We start from the raw sequence: 25042 nt of genomic DNA on the forward strand, positions 1-25042 counted from the left end.
GGCGCCAGGGGCGGGCGGGGCCAGGCGTTGGCGCAGTTCGGCCACGGTCGCGGCGTCGGCCTTCCACAGCCCGCGATCCACCGCCTCCAGCAGGGTCTCGGCCAGTTTTTGACCGGCGGCGGGGTTCTCGCGGGCGAAGTAGTCGGCCAGGCCAAGCTCATAGCGGTCGCGCACATACACGTCGCGCACGGCCTCCCACTCCTGGTCGGTGACCAGGTCGGGCGTGGTGACATCCCAGAGCAGCAGATGCTCGGTGAAGTCGGCCAGATAGCGGGCGCCGTTATAGCCGTCGGCCTGCATGTCGGCGATCCAATGCGGGTTCAGGTAGCGGCTGCGCAACTCCCGCCCCATGGTCCGGGCGATGGGCTCCACCCGGGCGTCGGTCGGGGAGGCGAGCTGACTGATATAGGTCTCGATCCTGCGGCCGGTCTCATGACGGACGGCCATGTTCAGCCCGCCCAGATAGGCGGCCGGCATGGGGGTGTCGAGAAGGCCGAAGACGTTGGAACTGCGGCTGAACACGGCGGCGTCGACGGTCTTCAGGTTTTCCGCAAAGGCCTCGCCATCCGCCCCGCCGCCGCCTTCCGGGTCCTCGCCATAGGCATGGGCCAGGCGCCGGCCATAGAGATCGGCCAGGGCGTCGTCGCTCCACCGCGGCTCCTGCTGAATGGCGAATTCGGTGGCGGGGGAATAGGCGCCGGGCGCCGTGGAGAAGATCCGCCTCAGGGCGCGGCTCCGGGCCGCCTCGGGGGCGACGCCCTCGCCGACCAGCCGCTCAGCGGTGGCGGCGGCGTTCTGGCGCACGCGGTTGTCGGCTTCGTCGGCCGCGGCGGCCAGGGCCACGGCCTTGTGCAGCAGGACGAGCTTGTCGCCGAAGTGGTCTCGATAGGTGCCAGAGGTGGTGACCAGCACATCAATCCGTCCGCGTCCCAGGACGCCGCGGTCCTCCAGCGCCACATCGATCACCTGGCCCTTGGGATTCCAGACGGGGCGGGCGCCCAGCAGGCGCAGGATCTGGGATTCCAGGACCCCCTCGTTCTGCACCGTCTCCCCCGACCACAGGACGAAGGCCGCCTTGCGCGGGGCTTCTCCGTGGGTCTCGACATAGTCGCGCACCATCTCGTCGGCCAGCCGGCTGCCGATGGCCCAGGCCTGGGGCGTGGGCAGCCCCCGCGGATCGAGGGTGAAGGGATTGCGGCCGCCGGGAAGGGCGTCGGGATTGCGAATGGCGTCGGCGTTGGGACCGGGCGTCACATAGCCGCCGGCCAGGGCGCCGATCACCGCGTCCATTTCGCGGGGCGCCTGAGCGATGCGCTCCAGATAGGCGGTGAGCTGCGTGACGACTTCGGCCGGGGCGTCCAGGGGTTGGCCCTCCACAAAGGCCCGCACCGCTTCCAGACTGGGGGCGTCGTCCGAGGCGGCCATCATGGCGTGGGCCATGCGGGCGGCGGCCTCGGGCGCCGGCGCCTCGCCCAGAACGTGGCCCCCCTGGGTGACGGGGGCCCGGTCGATCTCCTCCAGATGCCGCGTCAGAGCCTCGGCCAGGGCCGACCAGGGGGCGCTGGCCGGATCGATCCCCAGCACCCGGTCCACACCGAGGTCGGCGGCCTGGGCCCGAGCCTTCGCCTGGCGTGCGGGATCATCCTCCGCGGCGGCGATGTCGAGTTTCAGTTGGGCCAGGTCCGGCGCCAGGCCGGCTTGGGCCAGTTCAGGCATGAAGCCGATCAGAACGGCGTTGGCGCGCCGCTTGTTGGCCACGCCGCCATTGGCCTGCAAGGGGGTCGGCTGGATGTGCGGCATGCTTCCGATGAGCAGGCCGATCCAATCGGTGCTGGCCGGTCCTTCCTGCTTGCCGGGCATCAGGCTGAGCTGGGTGAAGAGCGGCAGATAGGCGTCGGCCCGCCACATCTTCTGCGCCCACAGATAGAAGGCGATGTACTGGTGATGAGGCGTGAGCGCCCCCTGGCTCTCAAGCCCCCGCGCTTCCTGCATGCCCCAGATCGGATGGGGCGTGAGGGCGACCTTGCCGAACTGCAGAAGGGGGATGGCCAGGGCGCGACGGCCCTGCGGGTCAAGGGTCACCATGACATCCCCCGGAGGCGGCCCCCACTGGGCCTCGACCGCCGCGCGGGCCGCTTCGGGCAACTGGTTCCACCAGGCGAGATAGTCGGCCTCCGGCACGAAGGCCATCAGGCCCTGCGCCGCCCGGACCCGCAGGGTCTCGGCGTCGGGGGAATTGGAGCCGGACAGCGCCATGAGGCGCGAAAGCTCGGCCTTGTCGGGCAGGGGCGCCTCGCCCACGTCATACCCCTCGGCCTTGAGGCGTTGCAGCAGGGCGACAAGGGTCCCCTGGGCGTCGAGGTAGCTGTCGGGGTCGGAGCCGACATCGGCCTGGCTGCGGCCTTCGCTGTAATAGGGGACCAGCAGCCGCTTCTGGCTGTTGTCGAGGCGGGCCAGCCTGGCCCACGCCATGGCGCGCGAGACGCGCCAGGCGATCTGGTGGTCGATGGGCTCGATCACGGCCGAGCCGTCGTCGGCGACGGCGCGGGCCCCCACCATCATCGGCTCCACCAGACCCTGGAGTTCGCTCATGGCCAGCTGTCCGGAGCGGGCGGGGGCGAAGCCGCCCAGGGCGCGCTCCCACGCCTGCGGCGTGCGGCTGTAGTCGTTGGTGCAGTTCAGCAGCGGCGCGTTCAGCGCCTGGGCCGCCCGCACCCCGGCGGCATGGTCCTGATAGTCGATCCAGTTGGAACAGAGGATGATCGCGTCCACCCCGGGAGATCCCGGCGGCGCCAGAACCTGGAGAGTCTCGGCGCTATCGCGTCGCCAGAGGGGCAGGGGCAGGCCGCCCTGGGCTTCGACCTCGGCGATCAGGGCGTCCACCACCTTGGCGTTCTCGGCCAGCACCAGGCTGCGATAGAAGACCACGCCGATCCGGGGGCGGGTATCGGCGTCCGGCAGGCGGGTCCGGGCCCAGGCCTCATAGGTCGCCAGGTCGGGGAAAGGCGCCTCGGCCTGCGGATGGTGGAAGGCTGTCTCCGGATAGACGACCGGCGGCTGAGCGGGGCCGCCCTGCTTCAGAACCTCGGCCAGCACATAGTCCAGCAGGCGCGCATAGTTCTCCGCCGTCGCATTGGTCCAATAGGTCTGGAGGTCAGGCAGGCTCTTTGGATCGACATTGCCGGCGACCCACTGCTCGCCATTGACCACCAGCACGCGGGTCCGTCGCTTGGCGGCCTCGATGGCGTCGGAGAACTGGACCAGCTGCGGCCCCACCCCTTCGATCAGGACAAGGTCATAGGCGGGCAGATCGGCCTCGGCCACGCTGGGCAGGAGACCGCCCCCGAGGCCGAACAGCTCCACCTGCGCCACCTCCGCCCGGGCGCGGGCCGCCCGCAAGGCGAGGTTGGGCGATTGGGCCAGCTCGATGGAGACCAGGGCGATCCGGGGCCGCGGGGCGGACTCCGCCGCCGCGGCTGGGGCGGTCATGCCGACCAATAGAAGCCAGGCGAGCGCCAGCCAAGCCCTCACGGGACCGCTGGCCCGTTGTCGTCGCCGTCAGACACCTCGCCCTCGGGGACATAGATCACCCGCCCGTCGGAGAGCTTGTAGGCCACGCCCAGCCGGTCGCCGTCGCCGGAGAGCTGCTGGTCGGTGACGCGCTGAACCTTGATCTCGCGGCCCTCCTTCTGGACCACCTCCAACGTGCCGTCCGCGGCCTGATGGGTCAGCGTCCAGTCGGCGGATTCATCGAACAGATTGCGGGCGCCGAAGACCGAGAACAGGGCCACGCTCAGGGCCACGATGAAGGCGAGGCTGAGATCGAACAGATTGGCCACCCCCGACAGGGGGTCTTCCTCCCAGGCGGAGGAGTCCTTCTGGCGCATGAAACGCAGCCGGCTCACGCCCCGGCCTCGCTGGCGCGCAACACGCGTTCAGCGTGGAGACGAATGGCGTCCAGGTCGCTGCGCACCCAGGCCTCGCGCACCAGGGTGAGCATATAGGCCACCACGCCCACAGCGATCCCCACCACGGTGCTGGAAAAGGCGATGACCATGTTGTTGGCCAGGCTGGGCAGGTCGCCCCGCGCCAGGCCGCTGAGGGCGGCCGACATGGGGATGAGGGTCGCCATCAGGCCCAGGGAAGGTCCGATCCGGACGGCGAAGCGGATGCTGTTCAGCATCCGTCCCGCCTCGGCGTCGGCGCGCTGGACCAGGCTTTCCAGAACGATGTCCAGATCGCGGCGGGCCGGAGCGCCGGCCGCCTCGTTCATGGCGTCGACGAACCGCGCCCTGGCCGGCGCCTTGCCGCCCAGACGTTGCAGGCCGCTGCGAATGAGAAGGCCGGTCTGAATCAGCGTCCAGACGAGGGTCGCCATCAGCAGGAGCGTGACCGGCGTGAACAGCAGATTGCTTATGCCCGTGAGAACCGCCTTCTCCCACATGGCTCAGAAGCTCCGCTGGTAGCGGACATAGGCCGCCCGTCCGGGCATCGGATAGTCGGCCTTCTCGTAGTAGTTCTCGTCGAAGAGGTTGGCGACCTCGACGCGGAGCGTGTCCCTGGCGGTCACATCCCAGCGCAGACTGGCGTCGACCACCGTGAAGGTCGGATATTCGAACAGGCCCCCCCGGCCTGCGGTGAAGATGCGGCCGGAGCTGTTGTCAGTGTCCCAGCGCTCGCCATTGTACCGGGCGGTGAGGGTGACCGAGACATTGTCGATGGGGCTCGCCGTGGCCGAGATCAGGCCTTTCCAGTCGGCCACATTGCGGATCGGCGTCGCGACGCCCGCCACCCTTTCCTCGGCCTTCAGGATACGCGTCAGGCTGGCCCGCAGGGTCAGCCGGCCGGGCGCGAGGCCGACCCAGTCGCTGGCGTCAGCCCAGGCCTGGGCCTCCACGCCACGCATCCGGGCCTCGTCGGCGTTGACATAGGTGGTTTCGCGCAGGGTGGCGGTGTTGGTCCGGATCACGGTGGTGATCCGATCCTTGGTGGTGGAATGGAAATAGGAGAGGTCCGCGCCGAGGCTCGCCGTGGCGTAACCCACGCCCAGGTCGTAGGTGACGTTGCTCTCGGGCTCCAGGTCGGGATTGCCATAGGTCAGGCGTCGCTGGACCCCGGCGAACTCCTCGCTGACCCCGGCGATCTGGTTGCCCTGCGGCGGGGCGAAGCCGGTCCCGGCCGTACCGTGGAGGCGCCAAGCCTCATTGAACTTGAAGACGAAGCCGCCGCGCGGGCTGAAGACCTCGAACTCGCTCTTGCCCGGGGTGAAGGTGGTGAGCAGGGGGGTGGCCAGGGTCTCTGACGTGATCCAGTCCTGCCGCGCGCCGAGGTTGACGATCAGTCGGTCCTGCAGGCCGCGCCACACGCCCTCGGCATAGAGGGCGCGGGTCTCGCGACGTTCATTGGGGCTGAAGGGCGCACGCGCCACGCCGCCCGCCAGATAGGAGGCGCGCTCCATTTCTACGGTCTGCCAGTCGGCCCCATAGGTGAGGGTGAAGGCGGGCCAGAGGGTCCAGACATCCTGGAGCATCAGACCCCGATATTCCGACTCCGTCCGGCTCGACCGATAGCGCGGCCCGGTCGTCGGAATGGTGATGTACTCATAGAGGTCGGCCGAGCCGTAAATCAGGCCGCTCAGCTGGTGGGCGCCCAGGTCGGCGGTGGCCCGCAGATCGCCGCCGAACCGCTCCAGCTCCGTGCCGTTGGCCGTCGGCGGATTGAAGGAAAACGCCCCGGAAGCGTTGTTGGAGAGGCGCGCCCCATCAAGACTCGCGTCCACGCGCACACGTTCGCCCAGGTTCGCCCCCACGCGCAGGCGTCCCGAAAGACGCTCTGAATCGCTGTTGGGACGCACCGTCCCGCCGCCGATCTTGAAGTCCCCGGCCTGGTTCACATAGCCAAGACCGACGTCGAAATCGGCGGCGCCGGCCGCCAGGTCGCCCCCGGCGCTGGCTTCGGCGCGGAAGGTCTCGAACGCCCCGTAGCCTACGCCCAGCCGGCCGCTCAGGGGACCGCTGGACCTGCGCGTGATGATGTTCACCACCCCGCCGATGGCCGAGGCGCCGTAGAGCGAAGAGGCGGGGCCTTTCAGCACCTCGACCCGCTCGATGCTCTCGGGCGCGATGGTGGTGAAGCTGGTGGAGCCCGACGGGCGGCCGTCCACAAGGGTCAGGGTTCGCGGATTGATGCTGAACTCGAAGTCCGGCCGAAACCCGCGCAGGCTGACGCCGGCCAGGCCGTTGGGATACTGGATGACATCCACGCCCGCGGTCTTCTTCAGGGCGTCGATGAAGCCCGTGGAGACCGTGTTTTCCAGCTGTTCGGCGCTGACCACCTCGACCACCGAGGGCACGTCCCGCGCCGATTGGGCGCGGCGGTTGGCGGTGACGACCAGTTCATCCACCGGCGTCGATGGTTGCGCCATGGCCCACACGGGCGCGGCCGTAGCCAGCAGGGCCGGCAAGATCATCCACTTCATAGTCATCCCCCCTCAAAGGCGTCGGGGGCGGACTGAAACAATATAACATAACGATCAAGGGAAATGTTATTCTGTAACAATGGTATGTGGCGGGCGCCCCTGACCTGGGCAGCGCGCGCCGACGTATCGTCGCGCGGGGCCGGCGGAGCCTGACGCAGCTCCGTCACACAAGCTTGTCCGTCCCGTCGCCGAAGCGGCCTATGGCGGCACAAGCTGTGCTGGAAGCCGGGGGACCCATGCAGATCCGCGATCTCGCCATTCTTGGCCTGTTGCTCACCGCCGGGTGCGGGGGCGCGACGCTTCAGCCCGCGGCGCCTGTGACGGCGCGGGGGGAGACTGCGGTGGTGGCCACGGTCAACGCCGATGCGGCTGACGATCCGGCCATCTGGCGGAACCCGGCTGATCCCTCGGCCAGCCTGATCGTCGGCACCGACAAGAAGGCCGGGCTCTACGTCTATGACCTGACGGGCGCCGTGCGCGATTTCCGGGATGCGGGCGCGGTGAACAATGTCGATCTGCTCGATGGCGTGGAGATCGCCGGTACGCCCGGGATCCTCGTGGTGGCCAGCGACCGCAACGATGTGGCCAACGCCAGGCTCGCCCTCTTCCGTCTGGACGGGCAGACCGCCAAGCTCACGGCCCTGGGAACCACGCCGGCCGGAACGGGCGAGGCCTATGGCCTGTGCCTCTACCGCGCGCCGGAGGCGATCTACGCCTTCATCGTCCTGAAGGACGGGACCATCCGCCAGATCGCCCTCGACCTGACGGGCGCTGCGCCCTCGGGCCAGATGGTCCGGACGCTCAAGCTCGCCACCCAGTCCGAAGGCTGCGCCGCCGACGAGCGGACTGGCCGGCTCTATGTGGCCGAAGAGGATGCGGGCCTCTGGCGCTTTGACGCCCGGCCTGAGGGCGATCCCCAACCGGTGAAGGTCGCCGCCGTCGATGGCGAGAGGCTGGTGGCGGACGCCGAGGGCGTGGCCATCGCCCGGGAGGGCGCAGACGGCGGCTATGTGCTGGTCTCCAGCCAGGGCGACAACGCCTTCGCCGTCTATCGCCTGCCCGACGAAGCTTATGTGGGACGCTTCCGCATCGAGGCTGGAACCCTGGGTGCGGTGGAAGAGACCGACGGGATCGAGGTCACGGTGGGGGATTTCGGACCCGCCTTCCCTGGCGGCCTGTTCGTGGCCCAGGACGGGGTGAGCGCCGATCGCACCCAGAACTTCAAGCTGGTGGCCTGGGACGACATCCGGCAGGCCCTGGACCTGCCGCCCGCCGCGGCGGGTGACCGGGCGCCCTGAAGTTCCGGTTCGGCGTCAGGCCCGTGGCGGGGCCACCATCACATCGCAGGCCGCCCCGACCAGAATTCCGTGAGCCACGCTGCCCAGCAGGGCGCGGCTCAGGCCCGTCTTGGCGTGGCTTCCCACCACGATCAGGTCGGGCTTGAGCCGCTCAGCCAGCCCGAGCAGGGTCTCGGCCGTGGCGCCCTCGCACAGACAGGCATGACGCCGCGCCCCGACCAGGCCGAGGGCCGAGGCCCATAGGGCGAGCTCGGCCTGAACCTCGATCTCGCTCTGGCGCAGGGACGCGCGTACCGCCCCCATGCCGGCGCCGCTCTCGATCAGCAGTCCGGATTCCGGGCTGGAGAAGGCGTGCGCCAGATGCACCTCTGCGCCGGGGACCAGCTTCAACGCGCCGATCAGGGCGGCGGCCGCCTCGGCGGCAGGCGAGAAGTCCACGGCGAACAGGATCCGCCGGTAGGGCTCCGGCGTCTCGGCGGCCGCCATCAGCACGGGCCGGTGAGACAGGCGCAGGGTCTGCTCCAGGGTCGTGCCGGCGAACAGCTCCCGCAGGGGCCTGCGGGTGGGGCGGCCCATGACGATCAGGCCTGCGCCCTCAGATTCGGCGACCTCGATGATCGCCTCGGCCGTGGGACCTGCGCGGAAACGCAGGGCCTCGGCGTCCTCCGGGCGCAGTCCGGCCCCTCCGGCGCCGGCGTACGGCCCCACATGGACCAGGGCCAGACGGGCGCCGAGGGCGCTCGCCAACCCGCGCGCGCGGGCCAGAACGGGGGAGGGTCGATCCAGGCGGTCGATTGCGGCAAGAATGGCGTCCATGAGGTTCAGTCTAACACCTGCAGGCCCACTCGCCCCTCCGGGACGTCCCCAGGGCCCGGGGCGCGGCGCATGAGCCTGGCCTTGTTGGCGCCGTTGCTGGGGGGCGTGGGCCTGTTCCTCATCGGCATGCGCATGATGACCGACGGGCTGAAGCTGGCGGCCGGCGGCGCTCTGGCCGACTTGCTGCGCGCCTGGACCAGCAGCCCTGGGCGGGGGCTGCTGGTGGGCGCCCTGATCAGCGCGGTGGTCCAGTCGTCCAGCGCGGTGACGGTGGCGACCCTGGGCTTCGTCAATGCGGGCCTGCTGACCTTGGCCCAGGCGGTCTGGCTGGTGTTCGGCGCCAATGTGGGCACCACCATGACCGGATGGCTGGTGGCCATTGTGGGGGTCAAGATCGACCCTGCGGCCCTGGCCCTTCCCCTAGTGGGGGTCGGCGCCCTGGCCGGACTGGTGGCGGGGGAGCGGCCCCGGCTGGCGGGCGCGGCCCAGGCCTGCGCGGGCTTCGGCGCCTTCTTCCTGGGCGTGGCGGTGCTTCAGTCCGGCTTTGCGGGCCTGGCCGAGACCTGGGACTTCTCGGGGGCGACGCTGAGCGGCCCCGCCGCCCTGCTGGCCTATGCCGCCGCCGGCGCGGCGATCACCGTGCTCACCCAGTCGTCCAGCGCGGCGGTGGCGGTGGTCCTGACGGCCGCGGCCGGCGGCGCCGCGCCCCTGGAGGCCGCAGCCGCCGCAGTGGTGGGCGCCAATGTGGGCACCACATCGACTGCGGTGTTCGCCGCCATCGGGGCGACGGCCGCCGCCCGGCGGCTGGCGGCGGCCCACATCGTCTTCAACCTGCTCACAGGCGCCGTGGCCCTGCTGTTGCTGCCCGTGCTTCTGGGGGTCATCGACCGGCTGGCGGTGCTGTTGGACCTGGGCGTTCAGCCGGCCACGCGGCTGGCTCTGTTCCACACCGTCTTCAACCTTTTGGGGGTGGCCCTGATGGCGCCCCTGGCGCCGGCCCTGGTCGCACGTCTGTCCACCCTGTTCGTCACTCCGGTGGAGGATCAGGCCCGTCCGCGACACCTGGATGCGACCCTGCTCGGCATTCCCTCGGTGGCCCTGCAGGGGCTCTTGCTGGAGACCGCTCGCCTGCGGGATCTGAGCTACCAGCTTCTGGCCGGCCGCATGTCGGGCGCCTCCGGCGGCGAGGTTCGCGTGCTGGCGGCGGCTCTGCCGGAACTCTCCAAAGCGATCCGGGACTTCATCGCCCGCCTGCAGACAAGGCCCTTGCCCGAGGACGTGGTCCAGCGCCTGCCCGACGTGATCCGCGCGATTCAGCATCTGGAAGAGATCACCGCCCTGGCGCACGGGTGGCGCGCCGAACCCCTCCTGGATCAGGACCTTCGTCTGGCGTTTCGCCGGCTCTCGCGCCTCGCTGAAGAGGCGCTCAGCGCCCCGGGCGAGCAGGACGTCGAGGCCGAGCAGGTCTATCAGACCCTCAAGGCCGCCCTGCTGCATCGCGCGGCCGTCGGCGATTTGCCCATGGCGCGCATGGACGAGGCGCTCATGGCCGCGGCCGATCTGCGTCGGGCCGCCGTCCTGGCGCTGAAGACCGCCCGGCGCCTCGCAATGGCCCAGGCCCCGGGGGGTGAAGCGGCCGTGGCGGCCGCCGAGGCGGCTGACCCTAGCCAGACGTGACCGGCTGGCGCTGGCGCAGAGCGCCGATCAGACCATAGGCCGTGGCCGCGGCCTGCAGGCGGATGTCGGGGACCGAGGTGATCTCCCAGCGGGCGGCGCGGCTGAGCGCGCCCACCACCCGCAGGCGGTCTTCGCCCTGACCGCGGGCGTCCAGCACCCGGCCTTCGGCGTCCACATCTATGCCCACCGTGTTGGGGTCTGGCTGGATCAGGTCCTGGGTCAGCAGATCGGCGATCAGGGGCGAGCCGCTGCGCCTCAGGTCCGTCCCCGGCCCGGTGCAGTTGATAAGGGCGTCGAAGGCGCGGGTGCGGGTGAGGTCTTCGCCCCGAGGGCGCCAGGTGACGTGGACCTGGGCCGGGGTGGCGGCGATGGCCACAGTGCGTCCGGCCTGCAGGCTCAGCTGGCCGCTGCGCATCAGGTCCTCCACCCGCCGGCCCACCGAAGGCGCCATGCGGTGGCGACCGGCCTCCCACCAGGGACGCAGGTGGCGCAGGAACCGGCGCCGCGCCGCCGGGCTCCAGTCGCGCCAGATGTCGGACACCCGGGGGCGCAATCCGTCGATCACCGCCCGCCAGTCGCCCTGCGCCACGGCGGCCGCCGCCCGAGCCTGGCGAAGCAGAAGGGCTGGAGAGCCCTGATAGGCGGCGCCATAGGGCGTGACATCGCCCTCGGCGTGGCGCAGCGGCAGCAGGCCACGACGCGAGATGGCCACCATGCGTCGCCCGCTGTCGGCCAGGCTGAGGGCCGCATCCACCATGGTGAGGCCCGAGCCGAGCAGGAGAACCGGCCCGTCGCCCGGCGGCAGTCGCCCCTCGACCCGCCAGGGGTCGGCCAGGTAGCGGGGCGAGCCTTCGAGGCCCGGCTCGGCGCCGGGCGGCAGGGCCGGGGGCAGAACCCCCAGGGCCAGGACCACGGCGTCGGCGGCGATCTCCCGGCCCATGGCCATGGAGAGCCGCCACCCCTGGCCGGCGCGGCGCAGGCCCACCACCTCGTCGGCCTCCAGCAGCAGGCGGCCGGCGGAGGCCGGCGCCTCGGCCGACCGGCGCAGCAGATCCTGCAGATAGTCCCCGTAGCAGCCCCGCGTCACGAAGCCGCTCCGCGCCTGCCAGCCGGGCCGGCGGTCCAGCCAGTGCTGGAAGTGGGACGGGTCGGCGGGAAAGGCGCTCATATTGGCCACCCGCACATTGAGGATGTGGAGGGGATTGCCGGTGGCGTAGGCGGCTCCCCGCGCGAAGGCGCCGGCCCGCTCGATCAGGCGCACCCGCGGGCCTTCCGGATCGGCGAGCAGATGCAGGGCGGTGAGCAGGCCGCTGAAGCCGCCGCCAACGACGGCGACGGTGGTGGAGGCGAGGGACATGGGTGTTCACCCTGGAAAGCCGGCTGGGGGGACAAGCGGCCGGCGGGGGCGGGCCTTCAGCCCCCGCCGGATCTTCAGAAGCTGGCGCGCAGGGTCAGGCCGAAGGTCCGGGGGTCGCCGGGCAGGCCGACATAGAGACCGGAGCCGCCGGGAGCGGCCGACAGCAGTTCGAAATAGTTCTCGTCGAACAGGTTCCGGGCCCAAAGGTAGGCCGACCAGCCGTCCCCGCTGCGAACGCCCAGGCGGGCGTTGGTGAGGCTGTAGCCCTCGATGTTGAGGTATTGGGACGGAGAGGGGCTGGAGGAGAAGTCGGAGCGGTAGCTGACGTCCACCCCGGCGAAGGCCTCCAGTTCCCGCCCGGCCAGGGCGACGGGCGCGGAGTATTCACCGCCAACGGAGCCCGCCCATTTGGAGACGCCCGGCAGGCGGGACCCGGAAATGTCCACCACCTGCGGCCCGCCGGTCAGTTCCAGCGGCGGGGGCGCGTCGGTGAAGGCGGCGTAGATGGCGTCCGTATAGGCTGCGGCCGCATAAAGGGTGAGGCCGTCCCCGATGCGGGCCTGACCATCGAACTCCGCCCCGCGCACGCGGACCTTGTCGGCGTTGGCCAGGTAGCCGCGCAGAACGCCGACCGAGGCGTTCACCACCTGGGCCTGGAAGTCTTTGATTTCCGTCTGATAGACGGTGAAGTTGGCGGTGATCCGCCGGGTGGGCTGGGTCTTGATACCGGCCTCGTAGTGGGTCACTTCCTCGGGCCGCACCGTGGCGGCGTCCAGGGCCGGCGCGCCCGCGGCGTTGTTCGGCACGCCCCCCAGGTTCAGGCCCACCGATTTGAAGCTGGTGGCGTAGGTGGCGTAGGCGTTGACGGCCTCGGACACCTCATAGGCTACGGTGATCTGGCCGGAGATGTTGGTGTCGTCGGTCTTGGCCGCATAGCTCTGCGGCGCGAGGATGGAGCGCTGCAAGGCGATCAGGGCCGCATCCGTCGTCTGCAGGCCGCCATAGACGAAGCTGGCATAATCCACCTCCTTCTCGTCGTAGTTCAGCCGCAGGCCGGGCATGACCCGCAGGCGGTCGGTCACCGACCACTCCACCTGGCCGAACAAGGCCGCGCTGAGGAAGGTGGAGGAGATGTCGGAGGTCTGGCCGTAACCGTTCAGCAGGCCCGGCGTGGCGGCTGCGGCGCTCGGCGCCAGCAGGAACCGCGCCGCCGCCGAACCCTGCTCCTGCTTACCGGTGGAATCGATGGTCTGGCGGAAGACGAAGGCGCCCAGGACGAAGTTCAGGCGGTCCGACAGGTCGCCGGCGTAGCGCAGCTCCTGCGAGAACTGGCGCTGTTCGGAGGGATTGGCCGAGATGGTGGTGATGGGCAGGCCCAGGAAGTCCCGGTCGTTGGAGGGGTTCCAGTCCCAGTAGCGCCAGGCGGTGATGGAGGTCAGGGCGCCGGGTCCCACCTCCCAGTTCACCGTCAGGGCCGCGCCGCCCACGTCCTGATAGGAACGGTGGGGCGTATCGGCGTCGGTGAGCCTGTCGAAGGCGTCGAAGCTTGGAGGCCGGTAGTTCAGGTCGGCGGCGATGCCTTCATAGCGCCGGTTCGCCGCCCGCTGGGTGGGGGCGACGCCGGCCACGACCTGGGCGTAGCCTTCGGGACGCTGGCGGGTGTAGTCGCCGGCCAGGATCACCTCCAGCTTGTCATTGACCAGGAAGAGGACCTGGCCCTTCAGGCCCAGATTGTTGAGGTCGTTGAGGTCGTCCTGGGTGGCGGTGTTGTAGAGGACGCCGTCTCGGCGGGTGCCCGAGAAGGACAGGCGCGCGGCGATCCGCTCGGACAGGGGGCCCGTGATCGAGGCCTTCACCTGCTGGAAGTTGAGGTCGCCGACGCTGACTTCCACATCGGTGCGAGGCGTGAACTGCGGTCGCCGGCTGGTGACGTTGATGGCGCCGGCCGTGGTGTTCTTGCCATAGAGCGTGCCCTGCGGTCCGCGAAGCACCTCGATCTGCTCCACATCGACGAAGTCAAGGGTGGCCGCCGCCGGCCGGGCGTGGAAGACCCCGTCGATATAGAGGCCGACGCCCGGCTCGATCCCGTCATTGGTCAGGCCATAGGGCGAACCCAGACCCCGGATGTTGATGGCCGAGTTTCGGGGGTTGGTGGAATAAAACTGAACGGTGGGCACCATCTCCTTCAGCCGGGTGACGTTGAAGGTCCCGGTGTCGGCCACCTGACTGGCGCTGAGCACCGTGACCGGGATGGGCACATCCTGCAGCAGCTCCACCCGCCGCCGGGCGGTGACGGTGATTTCCTCGACATTCACCGCGCTGGTGGAGCCGCCCGCGGTCTGGGCGGCGACGTCATGGGCGCCCAGAAGGGCGAGAGCCGAAGCGGCGACGAAGAGCTGAGTACGAATGGAAACTGACATGGGTCCCTCCCTAAAACATATAAAATCTAGCAAGAAAGTAGAGAATAGAAAGGCCAAGATTTTCTCAACCCGTTTCGGCCTTAGCTAGGGGGCTGGAGCGGCGGGCGGACTGCGCCCGGAGGCGGCCTGAGCCCGTCCAGGGTCTGGGCCGCGAGCGAGGCTTCCAGCGCGCCCCGGCAATCGGCCAGCAGGAGGCGGACCTTGCAGGTCGCCACGCGATCGCATCCCTGGCAGGCAGGGCTGTCTGGGCTGCACTCGTGACTCCACAGGCGGACCCCGCTGGCGTTCACAATGTCGAGGACTGACACCGACGCCGGCGGCCTGGCGAGGCGATAGCCGCCCGCGCGGCCGCGCTGACTGACCAGCAGGCCTTGGTGCGAGAGGTCTGTCAGGATGGATTCCATGAACTTCGGCGAGGCGGCCAGGCCCTCTGCGACCCGGTGCGCGCTGGCGAAGCGAGGATACCGGTCGGCGAGCCACAGGGCGGCGCGAAGGGCGTAGCGGGCGCGGCTTGCAAACATGCTGGCCTCCTAAACCATATTAAACAAATGGGAAAAGAAGGGGAATGTCCAGCCCCTTCGATGGGCGCCGGCCCAGAAAGAGCGTTAAGTCGCTAAAACATACTGGACAAATAGGGATACAGGGGCTTTCCTCCTCTTGAGCTTTCGGAGACACCCCATGGCCGCTCTTCTCGACCGCCGTATTTTCCTGCAAGCCGCGTCCGCGCTGGCCGTGGCGGCCTGTGCGCCCCGGGGCGGCGCATCCCAGACGCTGCTGAATGTCAGCTATGATCCCACGCGGGAGTTTTACAAAGAATACAATGCGTTATTCGACGCCTTCTGGCGCGGCGAGGGTCACTCCGGCGTGACGATGGAGCAGTCTCATGGCGGTTCTGGCAAACAGGCGCGCTCGGTCATCGACGGGCTTGAAGCCGATGTGGTCACGCTGGCCCTGTCTGCGGATATCGACCAGATCGCCCAGCGGGGCCTCCTGGCCCGCGACTGGCAATCGCGCCTTCCGGACAACAGCTGCCCCTATACCTCGACCATCGTTTTCCTGGTCCGGAAGGGCAATCCCAAGCAGATCCGTGACTGGAACGATCTGCTCAAGCCTGGGGTGGAGGTGATCACCCCCAACCCGAAGACCTCCGGCGGGGCGCGCTGGAATTACCTCGCAGCATGGGCCTACGCGGCCAGTCAGGGGGGCGGGGAGCGCGGCGCCGAGGCCTTTGTGAGCGAGATGTTCCGTCATGTTCCGGTGCTCGACACCGGCGCCCGGGGCTCCACCACCACCTTCGTCCAGCGCGGCATCGGCGATGTGCTGCTGGCCTGGGAGAACGAAGCCTTCCTGGCCATCGAGGAACTGGGCGAGGGCGCGGTAGAGATCGTGTCGCCAGCCCTCTCGATCCTCGCCGAACCCCCGGTGGCCGTCGTGGACGCCATCGCTCAGCGCCGCGGGACCCTGGAGCTGGCGCAGGCCTATCTGTCCCATCTCTACGAGCCCGACGCCCAGGCCCTGATCGCCAAGCACCACTTCCGCCCGCGCAACGCCGAGGTCGCCGCCGCCAACCGGGACAAGTTCCCCGAGCTGCAGCTGGCCACCATCGCCGATTTCGGCGGCTGGGACGCCGCCCAGGCCAAGCACTTCAGCGAGGGCGGCGTGTTCGACAAAATCTATCAGCCGGCCGCCCGATGAGCCTGGCCCTTCCCACCGCCGCCGCCGGCGCCCGGCGACGGCGGCGACACGTGCTGCCCGGCTTCCAGCTCTCGCTGGGCTTTACGGTCATCTATCTGAGCCTGATCGTGCTCATCCCGCTCTCGGCCCTGCTGCTGCGGCCATGGGAACTGGGCGTCGCGGGGGTCTGGGAGGTCGTCTCATCGCCCCGGGTGGTGGCGGCGCTGCGGCTGAGCTTCGGCGCCTCGGCCATCGCCGCGGCGGTCAATGCGGTGATGGGCCTGCTGGTGGCCTGGATCCTGGTGCGCACCCGCTTCCCGGGTCGCCGGCTGCTGGACGCGATCATCGATCTGCCCTTCGCCCTGCCCACCGCCGTGGCGGGGATTGCGCTGACCGCCCTCTATGCGCCCAACGGCCCCATTGGCCAGTGGCTGACCGAACTGGGCATTCGTGCGGCCTATTCCCCCCTGGGCGTGATCATCGCCCTGACCTTCGTGGGCTTCCCCTTCGTGGTCCGTGCGGTTCAGCCGGTGCTGGAGGACCTTGAGGCCGGTCTGGAGGAGGCCGCCCTGACGCTTGGCGCCTCGGCCTGGCAGAGGACGTGGATGGTGGTCCTGCCGGCGGTGCGCCCGGCGCTCATCACGGGCGTCTCGCTGGCCTTCGCCCGCGCCGTCGGCGAGTATGGCTCGGTCATCTTCATCGCCGGCAACCTGCCCCTGCGGACCGAGATCGCACCCCTGCTGATCATCGTGCGCCTGGAAGAGTACGACTATGCCGGCGCCGCCGCCGTGGGTCTGGCGATGCTGACCCTGTCCTTCGTCATCCTGCTGGGGGTCAATCTGCTCCAGCGCGTGATCGCTACGCCCGGAGCCGGCCGATGACCGACAAGCCCCTCGGGCGCCCTTCGCCCGTCCTGCTCGGCCTGGGCGTCGCCTATGTGGTGGTGCTGATCCTGCTGCCCATGGGCATGGTCTTCGTGGAGGCCTTTCGGCGGGGCCCTGAGGCCTATCTGGAGGTCTTCTCCCATCCTGACACCTGGTCGGCCATCCGGCTGACCTTGCTGGTGGCGGCCATAGCGGTGCCCCTGAACGCCGTCTTCGGCGTGGCGGCGGCCTGGGCGGTGACCAAGTTCAACTTCCCGGGCAAGGGTCTGCTGCTGACCCTGATCGACCTGCCGTTCTCGGTGTCTCCGGTGGTCTCCGGCCTGGTCTGGGTGCTGCTGTTCGGGGCCAGCGGCTGGTTTGCGGGTCTGGCGACGGACGCGGGTTTGCGGATTCTGTTCGCAGTCCCAGGCCTGGTGCTGGCGACGCTCTTCATCACCCTTCCGTTCGTGGCGCGCGAACTGATCCCGCTCATGCAGGAACAGGGCGCCGACGAAGAGGAGGCCGCCATCACGCTCGGCGCCGGCGGCTGGCGGACCTTCCTGTTGGTCACCCTGCCCAACATCAAATGGGCGCTGCTCTACGGGGTGCTGCTCTGCAACGCCCGCGCCATGGGCGAATTCGGGGCGGTCTCGGTGGTGTCGGGCCACATCCGCGGCAAGACCAACACCCTGCCGCTGCATGTGGAGATCCTCTACAACGAGTACAATTTCGTGGGCGCCTTCGCCACCGCCTCGGTCCTCGCCGGACTTGCTATTGTCACCCTCGTCATCAAGACCGGGCTCGAGTGGCGCTATGCCGGCGAGCTCTCGGCCAGCCGACGTCACTGAGCTTCAGACCCATGCCTTTGCACGTACAGAACATCGTCAAGGACTACGGCCAGAGCGCCGCCCTGCGCGGCGTCGATCTGGAGATCGCCGACCGGGAGTTCCTGGCCCTTCTGGGACCCTCGGGATCGGGGAAGACCACGCTCCTGCGCATTCTGGCGGGCCTGATCCAGCCGACCGAGGGCCAGGTGAGCTTCAACGGCGCCGACCTGCTGGCCCAGAGCCCTCGCGAGCGCAAGGCCGGCATGGTGTTCCAGCATTACGCCCTGTTCCGCCACATGACCGTGGCGGCCAATATCGGCTTCGGCCTGCGGGTCCGCCCCCGGGGCGAGCGGCCTTCTGCTGAGGACATCCGCCGCCGGACAGAAGAACTGCTTCGGCTGGTTCAGTTGGAAGGCTATGGCGGGCGCTATCCCTCCCAGCTTTCCGGCGGCCAGCGCCAAAGGGTGGCCCTGGCGCGCGCCCTGGCCATCGAGCCCCGGATGCTGCTGCTGGACGAGCCGTTCGGCGCGCTCGACGCCAAGGTGCGTCGCGACCTGCGCCACTGGCTGCGGCGGCTGCATGACGAGACCGGCGTCACCACCATCTTCGTCACCCACGACCAGGAAGAGGCCATGGATTTGGCCGACCGGGTGGCCATCCTGAACCAGGGGCGCATCGAGCAGGTGGGCGCGCCCAACGACATCTACGCCGCGCCGGCCACGCCGTTCGTCTTCGACTTCCTGGGCGCGGCCAATTCGGGGCAGGGGGAGGTCCGCGGCGGCGAACTGCACCTCTTCGACGCCCGTTTCCCCGCGGGCGAGGCGGTCGACGGCAAGGTGACCGCCTTCTTCCGTCCCCATGAGGTGGAGATCAATCCCGCCGACGGTCGGGGGTTCGAGGCCGAGGTGATCGGGATCATCGCCCGCGGCCCCGCCACGCGCATCGAATGCGCCCGGGGCGACTCGGTGCTGGAGATCGACTGGACCCGCGGTCGTCTGCCGGACGGCGTCGGGCGCGGGGCGAAGGTCCGGCTGGCGCCGGAGCGCTTCACCACCTTCGCCGCGGGCGGCTGAGGCGCGGCGCGTCGGGGCTGACGCTCAGGCGAGCACGCCCAGGGGGGCGGCTTCGGGGCGTTCCACCAGGTCGGTGAGGCTGGTGTTCTCCAGCACTTCGGCCAGGGCGTCGCGGCCCTTGGCGAAGGCCATGCGGATGCGGCAGCCGTCGGGATCGGGGCAGTCGTCGCAGGGCCGGTAGCTGGTCACCGAGGCGCAGGGCAACATTGCCAGGGGACCGTCGATGGAGCGGATGACGTCGGCCAGGCTGATCTCATCCGGGGCGCGGGCCAGGCGGTGGCCGCCCTCGCGACCGCGCTCGCTGATGGTCAGCCGGGCGCGCTTGAGGTCGATGAGAATGGCTTCCAGGAATTTGCGCGGCAGATCGTCGGCCAGAACGATCTCGCCGGTGTTCATCGCCTTCGGATAGGACCGCGCCAAACTCATAAGGGCGCGAATGGCGTAGAGCGCCTTCTTGGAGATCATCTCGTTTCCGCTGGGGCGGCGCGCCGTGCGTCGCCTGCAAAATTCCTAGTTGATCGGCGTACATAGTTTCAAGAGCCGACCCGCGCCACCTTCGATCGGCCGGAGGCGGAGCGGCGCGTCATCGCAGGCGACGACGGCGCCAGGCGGTGGAACCGCATCCTCGTCCGTCCATTGCCAAGGTCATGGGCCGATCAGCAGCAGGACAGCCGAGGGTGGTGATCCTGGGCGGCGGATTCGCCGGCCTGGCCGCAGCCCGCGCGCTCAAGGGCGCGCCCTGCCGGGTGACCCTGGTGGACCGCCAGAACCATCACTGTTTCCAGCCCTTGCTCTATCAGGCGGCCACGGCGGCGCTGACCGCCAACGACGTGGCCTGGCCCATCCGCGAAATCCTGGGACGCCAGGCCGATCTCGACATCCTCATGGACGAGGTGGAGGGCCTCGATCCCGAGGCGCGGCAGGTGAGGCTGTCGGGCGGGACGCTGAACTATGATCGGCTGATCGTCGCCACCGGCGCCAGCCACGACTATTTCGGCCATGACGAATGGGCGGCCCATGCGCCCGGCCTGAAGACGATCAATGACGCCATCCACATCCGCAGCCGTCTGCTGCGGGCGTTCGAGCGCGCCGAGGCGAGCCGGGACGAGGCCGAGCGGGCGGCGCTCACCACCTTTGTCGTGGTGGGGGGCGGCCCCACCGGGGTGGAGATGGCCGGCGCCATTTCCGATCTCGCCCGCGGCGCCCTGTCCCGGGACTTCCGTCATGTGGCGCCGGAGAAGGCCCGGGTCATCCTGGCCGAGGCGGCCCCCCGCATCCTTAGCGGCTTCCCCGAGCCGCTCAGCCGCTACGCCGCCCGCGCCCTGGAACGGCGCGGCGTGGAGGTCAGGCTGGACGCAGCCGTGAAGTCGGTGAAGGCGGGCGAAATCCAGATCGGCGAAGACACCCTCAGGGTAGGGGCGGTGGTCTGGGCGGCCGGGGTGCGGGCCTCCCCCGCCGCGGACTGGCTGGGGATCGAGGGGGACAAGGCCGGGCGGATCGCCGTGGGGCCGGATCTCGCCCTGCCCGGACGGCCGGAGATCTTCATCATCGGCGACCTGGCCTCGGCCTGCGACGCGCGGGGGCAGCGCCCCCCAGGCCTGGCCCCGGCGGCCAAACAGATGGGCGACCATGTGGGGGCGAGGCTCAAGGCCGAGTTCAGCGGCCGCCCGAAGCCCTCGAGCTTCGTCTATCGGCACCAGGGGGACCTGGCCACCATCGGGCGCCGGGCGGCCATCGTGCGGCGAGGGGGCTGGTCGATCACCGGCTATCCCGCCTGGGCCTTCTGGAGCTTGGCGCACATCTATTTCCTGGTGGGCGCGCGCAACCGGCTGGCGGTGGCCGCCACCTGGGCCTGGAACTACCTGACCTTCACCCGACGGGCGCGGCTCATCACCTGATCAGGCCAGCGCCTGGCCCAGCCGCGCCAGCACCTGACCCTCGCTCACCTGATCGCCCGCCGCCACGCTCAGGGTCTCCAGCACGCCGTCGAAGGCTGCGACCAGGGTGTATTCCATCTTCATGGCCTCCAGGGTGAGGATCGCCGCGCCCTTGGCCAGGGCCTGACCGGCCTGCGCATGAAGGACTGTGACCTTTCCGGGCATGGGGGCCAGGACCTGACCATCCCCCGCGGCGCCCGCGCCGGCGGCCTGGGGCGCAGGCGAGGCGAAGCCATAGGCCTCGCCCGCCTCGAAGACCACCAAGGCGCCGTCCACCATCGCCCCTGCCGGGACCTCGGCCAGGGTCTCGTCGGGCGCGGCGACATTGCGCACCTCCGTGCCGTAGGCCAGCAGGGCCTCAGGCCTTGCCGACGCGCCCAGTCGGAAGCCCTTCAGCGCCGCCCAGGGATCGGCCGTGGGACCAGGCGCGGTCTCGGCGACCCGCAGGGCCGCGGCCGCACTCCAGGCGGCCTGGGACGGGGTCTCGGGCGGCAACAGGTCGGCCAGGCGCTCGCCGATAAAGCCCGTATCGAGCTGCGCCGCCCCGAAGTCCGGATGCTCCACCAGCCGGGTCAGGAAGCCGGCATTGGTCCGCACGGGCCAGACCTCGACCTCCGCGCAGGCCTTCGCCAGCCGGCCGATCGCCGTGGCGCGATCTGGTCCATGGGCGATCAGCTTGGCGATCATCGGATCATAGTGGGAACTGACCTCGTCGCCCTGTTCGACGCCGCCATCCACCCGCACCGTGCGCGGCAGGCTCAGGTGGGACAGGCGGCCGATGGAGGGGAGGAAGTCGCTGGCTGGAGATTCCGCATAGAGGCGCGCCTCCACGGCGTGGCCGGTCAGGGTGATCTCGTCCTGGCTGAGTGGCAGGGGCTCTCCGGCGGCCACCCGCAACTGCCATTCCACCAGGTCCAGGCCGGTCACCGCCTCGGTCACCGGATGCTCCACCTGCAGGCGGGTGTTCATCTCCATGAACCAGATGCGCTCGGCGCTCAGGCCCTGAGAGGCGTCGGCGATAAACTCCACGGTGCCCGCGCCCACATAGTCCACCGCCTGGGCGGCGCGCACCGCGGCCTGGCAGATGGCCGAGCGCGCGGCCTCCGACAGGCCCGGCGCGGGCGCCTCCTCGATCACCTTCTGGTGGCGGCGCTGGACCGAGCAGTCGCGCTCGAAGAGGTGGACGACCTGGCCACGGGTGTCGGCGAACACCTGCACCTCGATATGGCGGGGGCGCGCCACATAGGTCTCCAGCAGCACCCTGTCGTCGCCGAAGCTGGCTAAGGCCTCCCGGCGGCAGCTCTCCAGGGCCGCGGCGAAGTCTTCGGGGCGCTCGACCCGCCGCATCCCCTTGCCCCCGCCGCCGGCGACGGCCTTGATCAGGACCGGATAGCCGATGGCGCCGGCCTCCGCCGCCAGCCGCTCGGGGCTCTGGTCGTCTCCCAGATAGCCGGGCGTCACGGGCACGCCGGCGGTCTGCATCAGCGCCTTGGCTGCATCCTTCAACCCCATGGCCCGGATGGCGGCCGGCGGCGGTCCCACCCAGACGAGACCGGCGGCGATCACCGCCTCGGCGAAGTCGGCGTTCTCGGACAGGAAGCCATAGCCCGGATGGATCGCCGCAGCGCCGGTCTCCCTCGCCGCCGTCAGGACGGCCTCGCCCCGCAGATAGCTCTCCCGGGCCGGCGCAGGTCCCAGACGCACGGCGGCGTCGGCCTCGCGCACATGGGCGGCGCCTGCGTCGGCGTCGGAATAGACGGCGATGGTCCGCACCCCCAGCCGCCGGGCGGTGCGGATGATGCGGCGGGCGATCTCGCCGCGGTTGGCGATCAGCAGGCTCTCGATCATCGGGATCACATCCGGAAGACGCCGAAGCGCGTCTCGGGCACAGGCGCGTTCAGGGCGGCCGACAGGGACAGGCCCAGGACATCGCGGGTCTGGGCCGGGTCGATGATCCCGTCGTCCCACAGCCGGGCGGTGGCGAAATAGGGGCTGCCTTCGTCCTCATAGCGTTGGCGGATGGGGGCCTTGAAGGCCTCCTCGTCCGCCGCGGGCCAGGTCTCGCCCCGGGCCTCCAGCCCGTCGCGGCGGATGGTGGCCAGGACGCTGGCGGCCTGCTCGCCGCCCATGACGCTGATGCGGCTGTTGGGCCAGGTCCACAGGAAGCGGGGCGAATAGGCCCGGCCGCACATGCCGTAGTTCCCGGCCCCGAAGGACCCGCCGATGAGCACGGTGAGCTTGGGAACCTGGGCGCAGGCCACGGCGGTCACCAGCTTGGCGCCATCCTTGGCGATGCCGCCCGCCTCGTACTTGCCGCCCACCATGAAGCCGGAGATGTTCTGCAGGAAGAGCAGGGGGATGCGTCTCTGGCAGGCCAGCTCGATGAAGTGCGCGCCCTTCAGGGCGCTCTCCGAGAAGAGCACGCCGTTATTGGCCAGGATCGCCACAGGAAATCCCCAGATGCGGGCGAAGCCGCAGACCAGGGTCGTCCCATAGAGGGCCTTGAACTCGTCGAAGTCCGAGCCGTCCACGATGCGTGCGATCACCTCGCGCACGTCATAGGGCGCGCGGACGTCGGTGGGGACGACGCCGTAGAGCTCCTGGGGGTCGAAGGCCGGCGGCCGTGGCGGCGCCAGCGCCAGGTCCACGGACTTGGTGGTGTTCAGATTGGCGATGATGGCGCGGACGATCAGCAGGGCGTGGACATCGTTCTCCGCCACATGGTCCACCACGCCCGAGCGCCGCCCATGGGTGTCGGCGCCGCCCAGTTCTTCGGCGCTGATCACCTCGCCGGTGGCGGCCTTCACCAGGGGCGGGCCGCCCAGGAAGATGGTGCCCTGGTCGCGGACGATCACCGTCTCGTCGGACATGGCAGGCACATAGGCGCCGCCGGCGGTGCAGGACCCCATGACGCAGGCGATCTGGGCGATGCCCGCGGCGCTCATCTGGGCCTGGTTGAAGAAGATTCGGCCGAAATGGTCGCGGTCGGGAAAGACCTCGGCCTGGTGGGGCAGGTTGGCCCCGCCGGAATCCACCAGATAGACGCAGGGCAGGCGGTTTTGCAGGGCGATTTCCTGGGCCCGCAGATGCTTCTTCACGGTCAGGGGGAAGTAGGCGCCGCCCTTCACCGTGGCGTCATTGGCCAGGATCATCACCTCGCGGCCGCTCACCCGGCCGATGCCGGCGATGACGCCGGCCGCCGGCGCCTCGTCGTCATAGACCCCGTCCGCCGCCAGGGCGCCGACCTCCAGGAAGGGGGAACCGGGATCGAGCAGGTGGGTGACCCGCTCGCGGGGCAGGAGCTTGCCCCGGGCGGCGTGGCGCTGGCGCGAGGCTTCCGGCCCGCCCAGGGCCGCCTTCGCCAGACGGGCGCGGAGGTCCTCGGCCAGGGCGCGGTTCACCTGGTCATTGGCCCGGAAGGCCTCGCTCCGGGGATCGATGTTGCTGGCGAGCCGGCTCATCCCCCGATCAACTCCCGACCGATCAGGAAGCGGCGGATCTCGTTGGTGCCCGCCCCGATGTCATAGAGCTTGGCGTCACGCAGCAGACGCTCCACGGGATAGTCGCGGGTGTAGCCCGCGCCGCCCAGGGCCTGGATGGCCTCCAGCGTGACCTTCACCGCGCTTTCGGACGCCATGAGAATGGCGCCGGCGGCGTCGAACCGGGTGGTGTGGCCAGCGTCGCAGGCCTTGGCCACAGCATAGACATAGGACCTCGCCGCGTTCAGGGCGACATACATGTCGGCCACCTTGGCCTGCATGAGCTGGAAGCTGCCGATGGGGGCGCCGAACTGCCGCCGCTCGCGAACATAGGGCAGCACGACGTCCAGGGCCGCCTGCATGATGCCCAGGGGGCCGCCGGCCAGGACGGCGCGCTCATAGTCCAGCCCGCTCATCAGCACGCCCACGCCGCCGTTCAGGGGGCCAAGGACATTCTCCTCCGGGACCTCGCAGTCCTCGAACACCAGTTCGCCGGTGTCGGAGCCGCGCATGCCCATCTTGTCCAGCTTCTGGGCGCAGGAGAATCCGGCGAAGCCCTTCTCGATGAGGAAGGCGGTCATCCCGCGGCCGCCGGCCTCGGGGTCGGTCTTGGCATAGACCACCAGCACGTCGGCGTGCGGCCCGTTGGTGATCCAGAACTTGGTCCCGTTCAGCACATAGCGATCGCCGCGATGCTCGGCCTTGAGCCGCATGGACACCACGTCCGAGCCCGCCTGGGCCTCGCTCATGGCCAGGGCGCCCACGTGCTCGCCGCTGATCAGCCCGGGCAGGTAGCGCCGCTTCTGTTCCTCCGACCCCCAGCGACGGATCTGGTTCACGCACAGGTTGGAGTGGGCGCCATAGGAGAGCCCCACCGAGGCCGAGGCGCGGCTCACCTCCTCCATGGCCACCACATGTTCGAGATAGCCCAGACCCAGGCCGCCGAACGCTTCCTCGACGGTGATCCCGTGCAGGCCGAGCGCCCCCATGGCGGGCCACAGGTCCCGGGGGAAGGTGTTCTCGGCGTCGATGGCCGCCGCGCGGGGCGCGATCTCGGCCTGGGCGAACCGGGCCGTGGTCTCGCGAATGGCCTCGGCGGCCTCGCTGAGCTGGTGTCGGAAGGCGGGGGCGGCGGACAAGTCT

The 25042-nt window shown here is 70.0% G+C and carries 19 protein-coding genes; 7 read left to right on the forward strand and 12 right to left on the reverse strand.

Going from position 1 to position 25042, the window contains the following annotated elements:
- The 4 genes from V7D28_RS02380 to V7D28_RS02395 form a co-directional block, all read right to left on the reverse strand.
- Window positions 1-3489: cobaltochelatase subunit CobN (locus V7D28_RS02380; RefSeq protein WP_333585754.1), on the reverse strand; the 3489-nt coding region annotated here is incomplete at its 3' end.
- A 38-nt stretch (window positions 3490-3527) separates the two neighbouring features.
- A complete protein-coding gene (locus V7D28_RS02385; RefSeq protein WP_333585755.1) occupies window positions 3528-3905 on the reverse strand; it encodes a DUF2149 domain-containing protein in 378 nt (125 codons plus the stop codon).
- Window positions 3902-4444, reverse strand: coding sequence for a MotA/TolQ/ExbB proton channel family protein (locus V7D28_RS02390; protein ID WP_333585756.1), 543 nt, complete (start codon window positions 4442-4444; stop codon window positions 3902-3904). Before V7D28_RS02390 ends, V7D28_RS02385 begins: the two co-directional genes overlap by 4 nt.
- 3 nt (window positions 4445-4447) lie before the next feature.
- Entirely contained in the window at window positions 4448-6478 is a 2031-nt protein-coding gene (locus V7D28_RS02395) for a TonB-dependent receptor (protein WP_333585757.1), read from the reverse strand.
- A 200-nt stretch (window positions 6479-6678) separates the two neighbouring features.
- Here V7D28_RS02395 and V7D28_RS02400 point away from each other — a divergent pair, with 200 nt between their 5' ends.
- On the forward strand, window positions 6679-7776 hold the full coding sequence (locus tag V7D28_RS02400; RefSeq protein ID WP_333585758.1) for a phytase: 1098 nt from the start codon (window positions 6679-6681) through the stop codon (window positions 7774-7776).
- Between the two features lie 15 nt (window positions 7777-7791).
- Here V7D28_RS02400 and V7D28_RS02405 read toward each other — a convergent pair whose 3' ends face one another.
- On the reverse strand, window positions 7792-8592 hold the full coding sequence (locus tag V7D28_RS02405) for a universal stress protein (protein WP_333585759.1): 801 nt from the start codon (window positions 8590-8592) through the stop codon (window positions 7792-7794).
- Window positions 8593-8661: 69 nt separating this feature from the next.
- Here V7D28_RS02405 and V7D28_RS02410 point away from each other — a divergent pair, with 69 nt between their 5' ends.
- Complete coding sequence (locus V7D28_RS02410; protein WP_333585760.1) at window positions 8662-10269, forward strand: Na/Pi cotransporter family protein; 1608 nt, start codon at window positions 8662-8664, stop codon at window positions 10267-10269.
- Here the strand turns inward: V7D28_RS02410 and V7D28_RS02415 are convergent.
- The 3 genes from V7D28_RS02415 to V7D28_RS02425 form a co-directional block, all read right to left on the reverse strand.
- Window positions 10256-11626, reverse strand: coding sequence for an FAD/NAD(P)-binding protein (locus V7D28_RS02415; RefSeq protein ID WP_333585761.1), 1371 nt, complete (start codon window positions 11624-11626; stop codon window positions 10256-10258). The two genes, V7D28_RS02410 and V7D28_RS02415, sit on opposite strands and share 14 nt — an antisense overlap.
- 74 nt (window positions 11627-11700) lie before the next feature.
- On the reverse strand, window positions 11701-14046 hold the full coding sequence (locus V7D28_RS02420; protein WP_333585762.1) for a TonB-dependent receptor: 2346 nt from the start codon (window positions 14044-14046) through the stop codon (window positions 11701-11703).
- An 80-nt stretch (window positions 14047-14126) separates the two neighbouring features.
- The gene (locus V7D28_RS02425) at window positions 14127-14567 is read right to left on the reverse strand and encodes an RrF2 family transcriptional regulator (RefSeq protein WP_333585763.1); all 441 of its coding nucleotides are present in this window, start codon (window positions 14565-14567) and stop codon (window positions 14127-14129) included.
- Between the two features lie 157 nt (window positions 14568-14724).
- Here V7D28_RS02425 and V7D28_RS02430 point away from each other — a divergent pair, with 157 nt between their 5' ends.
- The 4 genes from V7D28_RS02430 to V7D28_RS02445 are packed head-to-tail and all read left to right on the forward strand — an operon-like array spanning window position 14725 to window position 18483.
- Window positions 14725-15741, forward strand: coding sequence for a sulfate ABC transporter substrate-binding protein (locus tag V7D28_RS02430; protein WP_333585764.1), 1017 nt, complete (start codon window positions 14725-14727; stop codon window positions 15739-15741).
- The gene (gene cysT, locus V7D28_RS02435) at window positions 15738-16601 is read left to right on the forward strand and encodes a sulfate ABC transporter permease subunit CysT (RefSeq protein ID WP_333585765.1); all 864 of its coding nucleotides are present in this window, start codon (window positions 15738-15740) and stop codon (window positions 16599-16601) included. Before V7D28_RS02430 ends, cysT begins: the two co-directional genes overlap by 4 nt.
- Window positions 16598-17431, forward strand: coding sequence for a sulfate ABC transporter permease subunit CysW (cysW, locus tag V7D28_RS02440; RefSeq protein WP_333585766.1), 834 nt, complete (start codon window positions 16598-16600; stop codon window positions 17429-17431). The genes cysT and cysW overlap by 4 nt, the downstream gene beginning before the upstream one ends.
- Window positions 17432-17442: 11 nt before the next feature.
- A complete protein-coding gene (locus V7D28_RS02445) occupies window positions 17443-18483 on the forward strand; it encodes a sulfate/molybdate ABC transporter ATP-binding protein (RefSeq protein WP_333585767.1) in 1041 nt (346 codons plus the stop codon).
- A 24-nt stretch (window positions 18484-18507) separates the two neighbouring features.
- Here the strand turns inward: V7D28_RS02445 and V7D28_RS02450 are convergent, their stop codons facing one another.
- A complete protein-coding gene (locus V7D28_RS02450; protein WP_333585768.1) occupies window positions 18508-18948 on the reverse strand; it encodes an RrF2 family transcriptional regulator in 441 nt (146 codons plus the stop codon).
- 212 nt (window positions 18949-19160) lie between these two features.
- Between V7D28_RS02450 and V7D28_RS02455 the strand changes: the two genes are divergently transcribed.
- Window positions 19161-20381, forward strand: coding sequence for an NAD(P)/FAD-dependent oxidoreductase (locus V7D28_RS02455; protein ID WP_333585769.1), 1221 nt, complete (start codon window positions 19161-19163; stop codon window positions 20379-20381).
- Here the strand turns inward: V7D28_RS02455 and V7D28_RS02460 are convergent, their stop codons facing one another.
- From V7D28_RS02460 to V7D28_RS02470, 3 genes are read right to left on the reverse strand one after another with little or no spacing between them, the layout of a single operon-like run.
- Window positions 20382-22268, reverse strand: a complete 1887-nt coding sequence (locus V7D28_RS02460) for an ATP-binding protein (protein ID WP_333585770.1) — start codon at window positions 22266-22268, stop codon at window positions 20382-20384.
- Between the two features lie 5 nt (window positions 22269-22273).
- A complete protein-coding gene (locus tag V7D28_RS02465) occupies window positions 22274-23881 on the reverse strand; it encodes a carboxyl transferase domain-containing protein (protein ID WP_333585771.1) in 1608 nt (535 codons plus the stop codon).
- Entirely contained in the window at window positions 23878-25038 is a 1161-nt protein-coding gene (locus V7D28_RS02470; RefSeq protein ID WP_333585772.1) for an isovaleryl-CoA dehydrogenase, read from the reverse strand. The genes V7D28_RS02465 and V7D28_RS02470 overlap by 4 nt, the downstream gene beginning before the upstream one ends.
- Between the last annotated feature and the right edge of the window lie 4 nt (window positions 25039-25042).

It is taken from the genome of Phenylobacterium sp., from assembly GCF_036723115.1.
Lineage (GTDB): Bacteria > Pseudomonadota > Alphaproteobacteria > Caulobacterales > Caulobacteraceae > Phenylobacterium.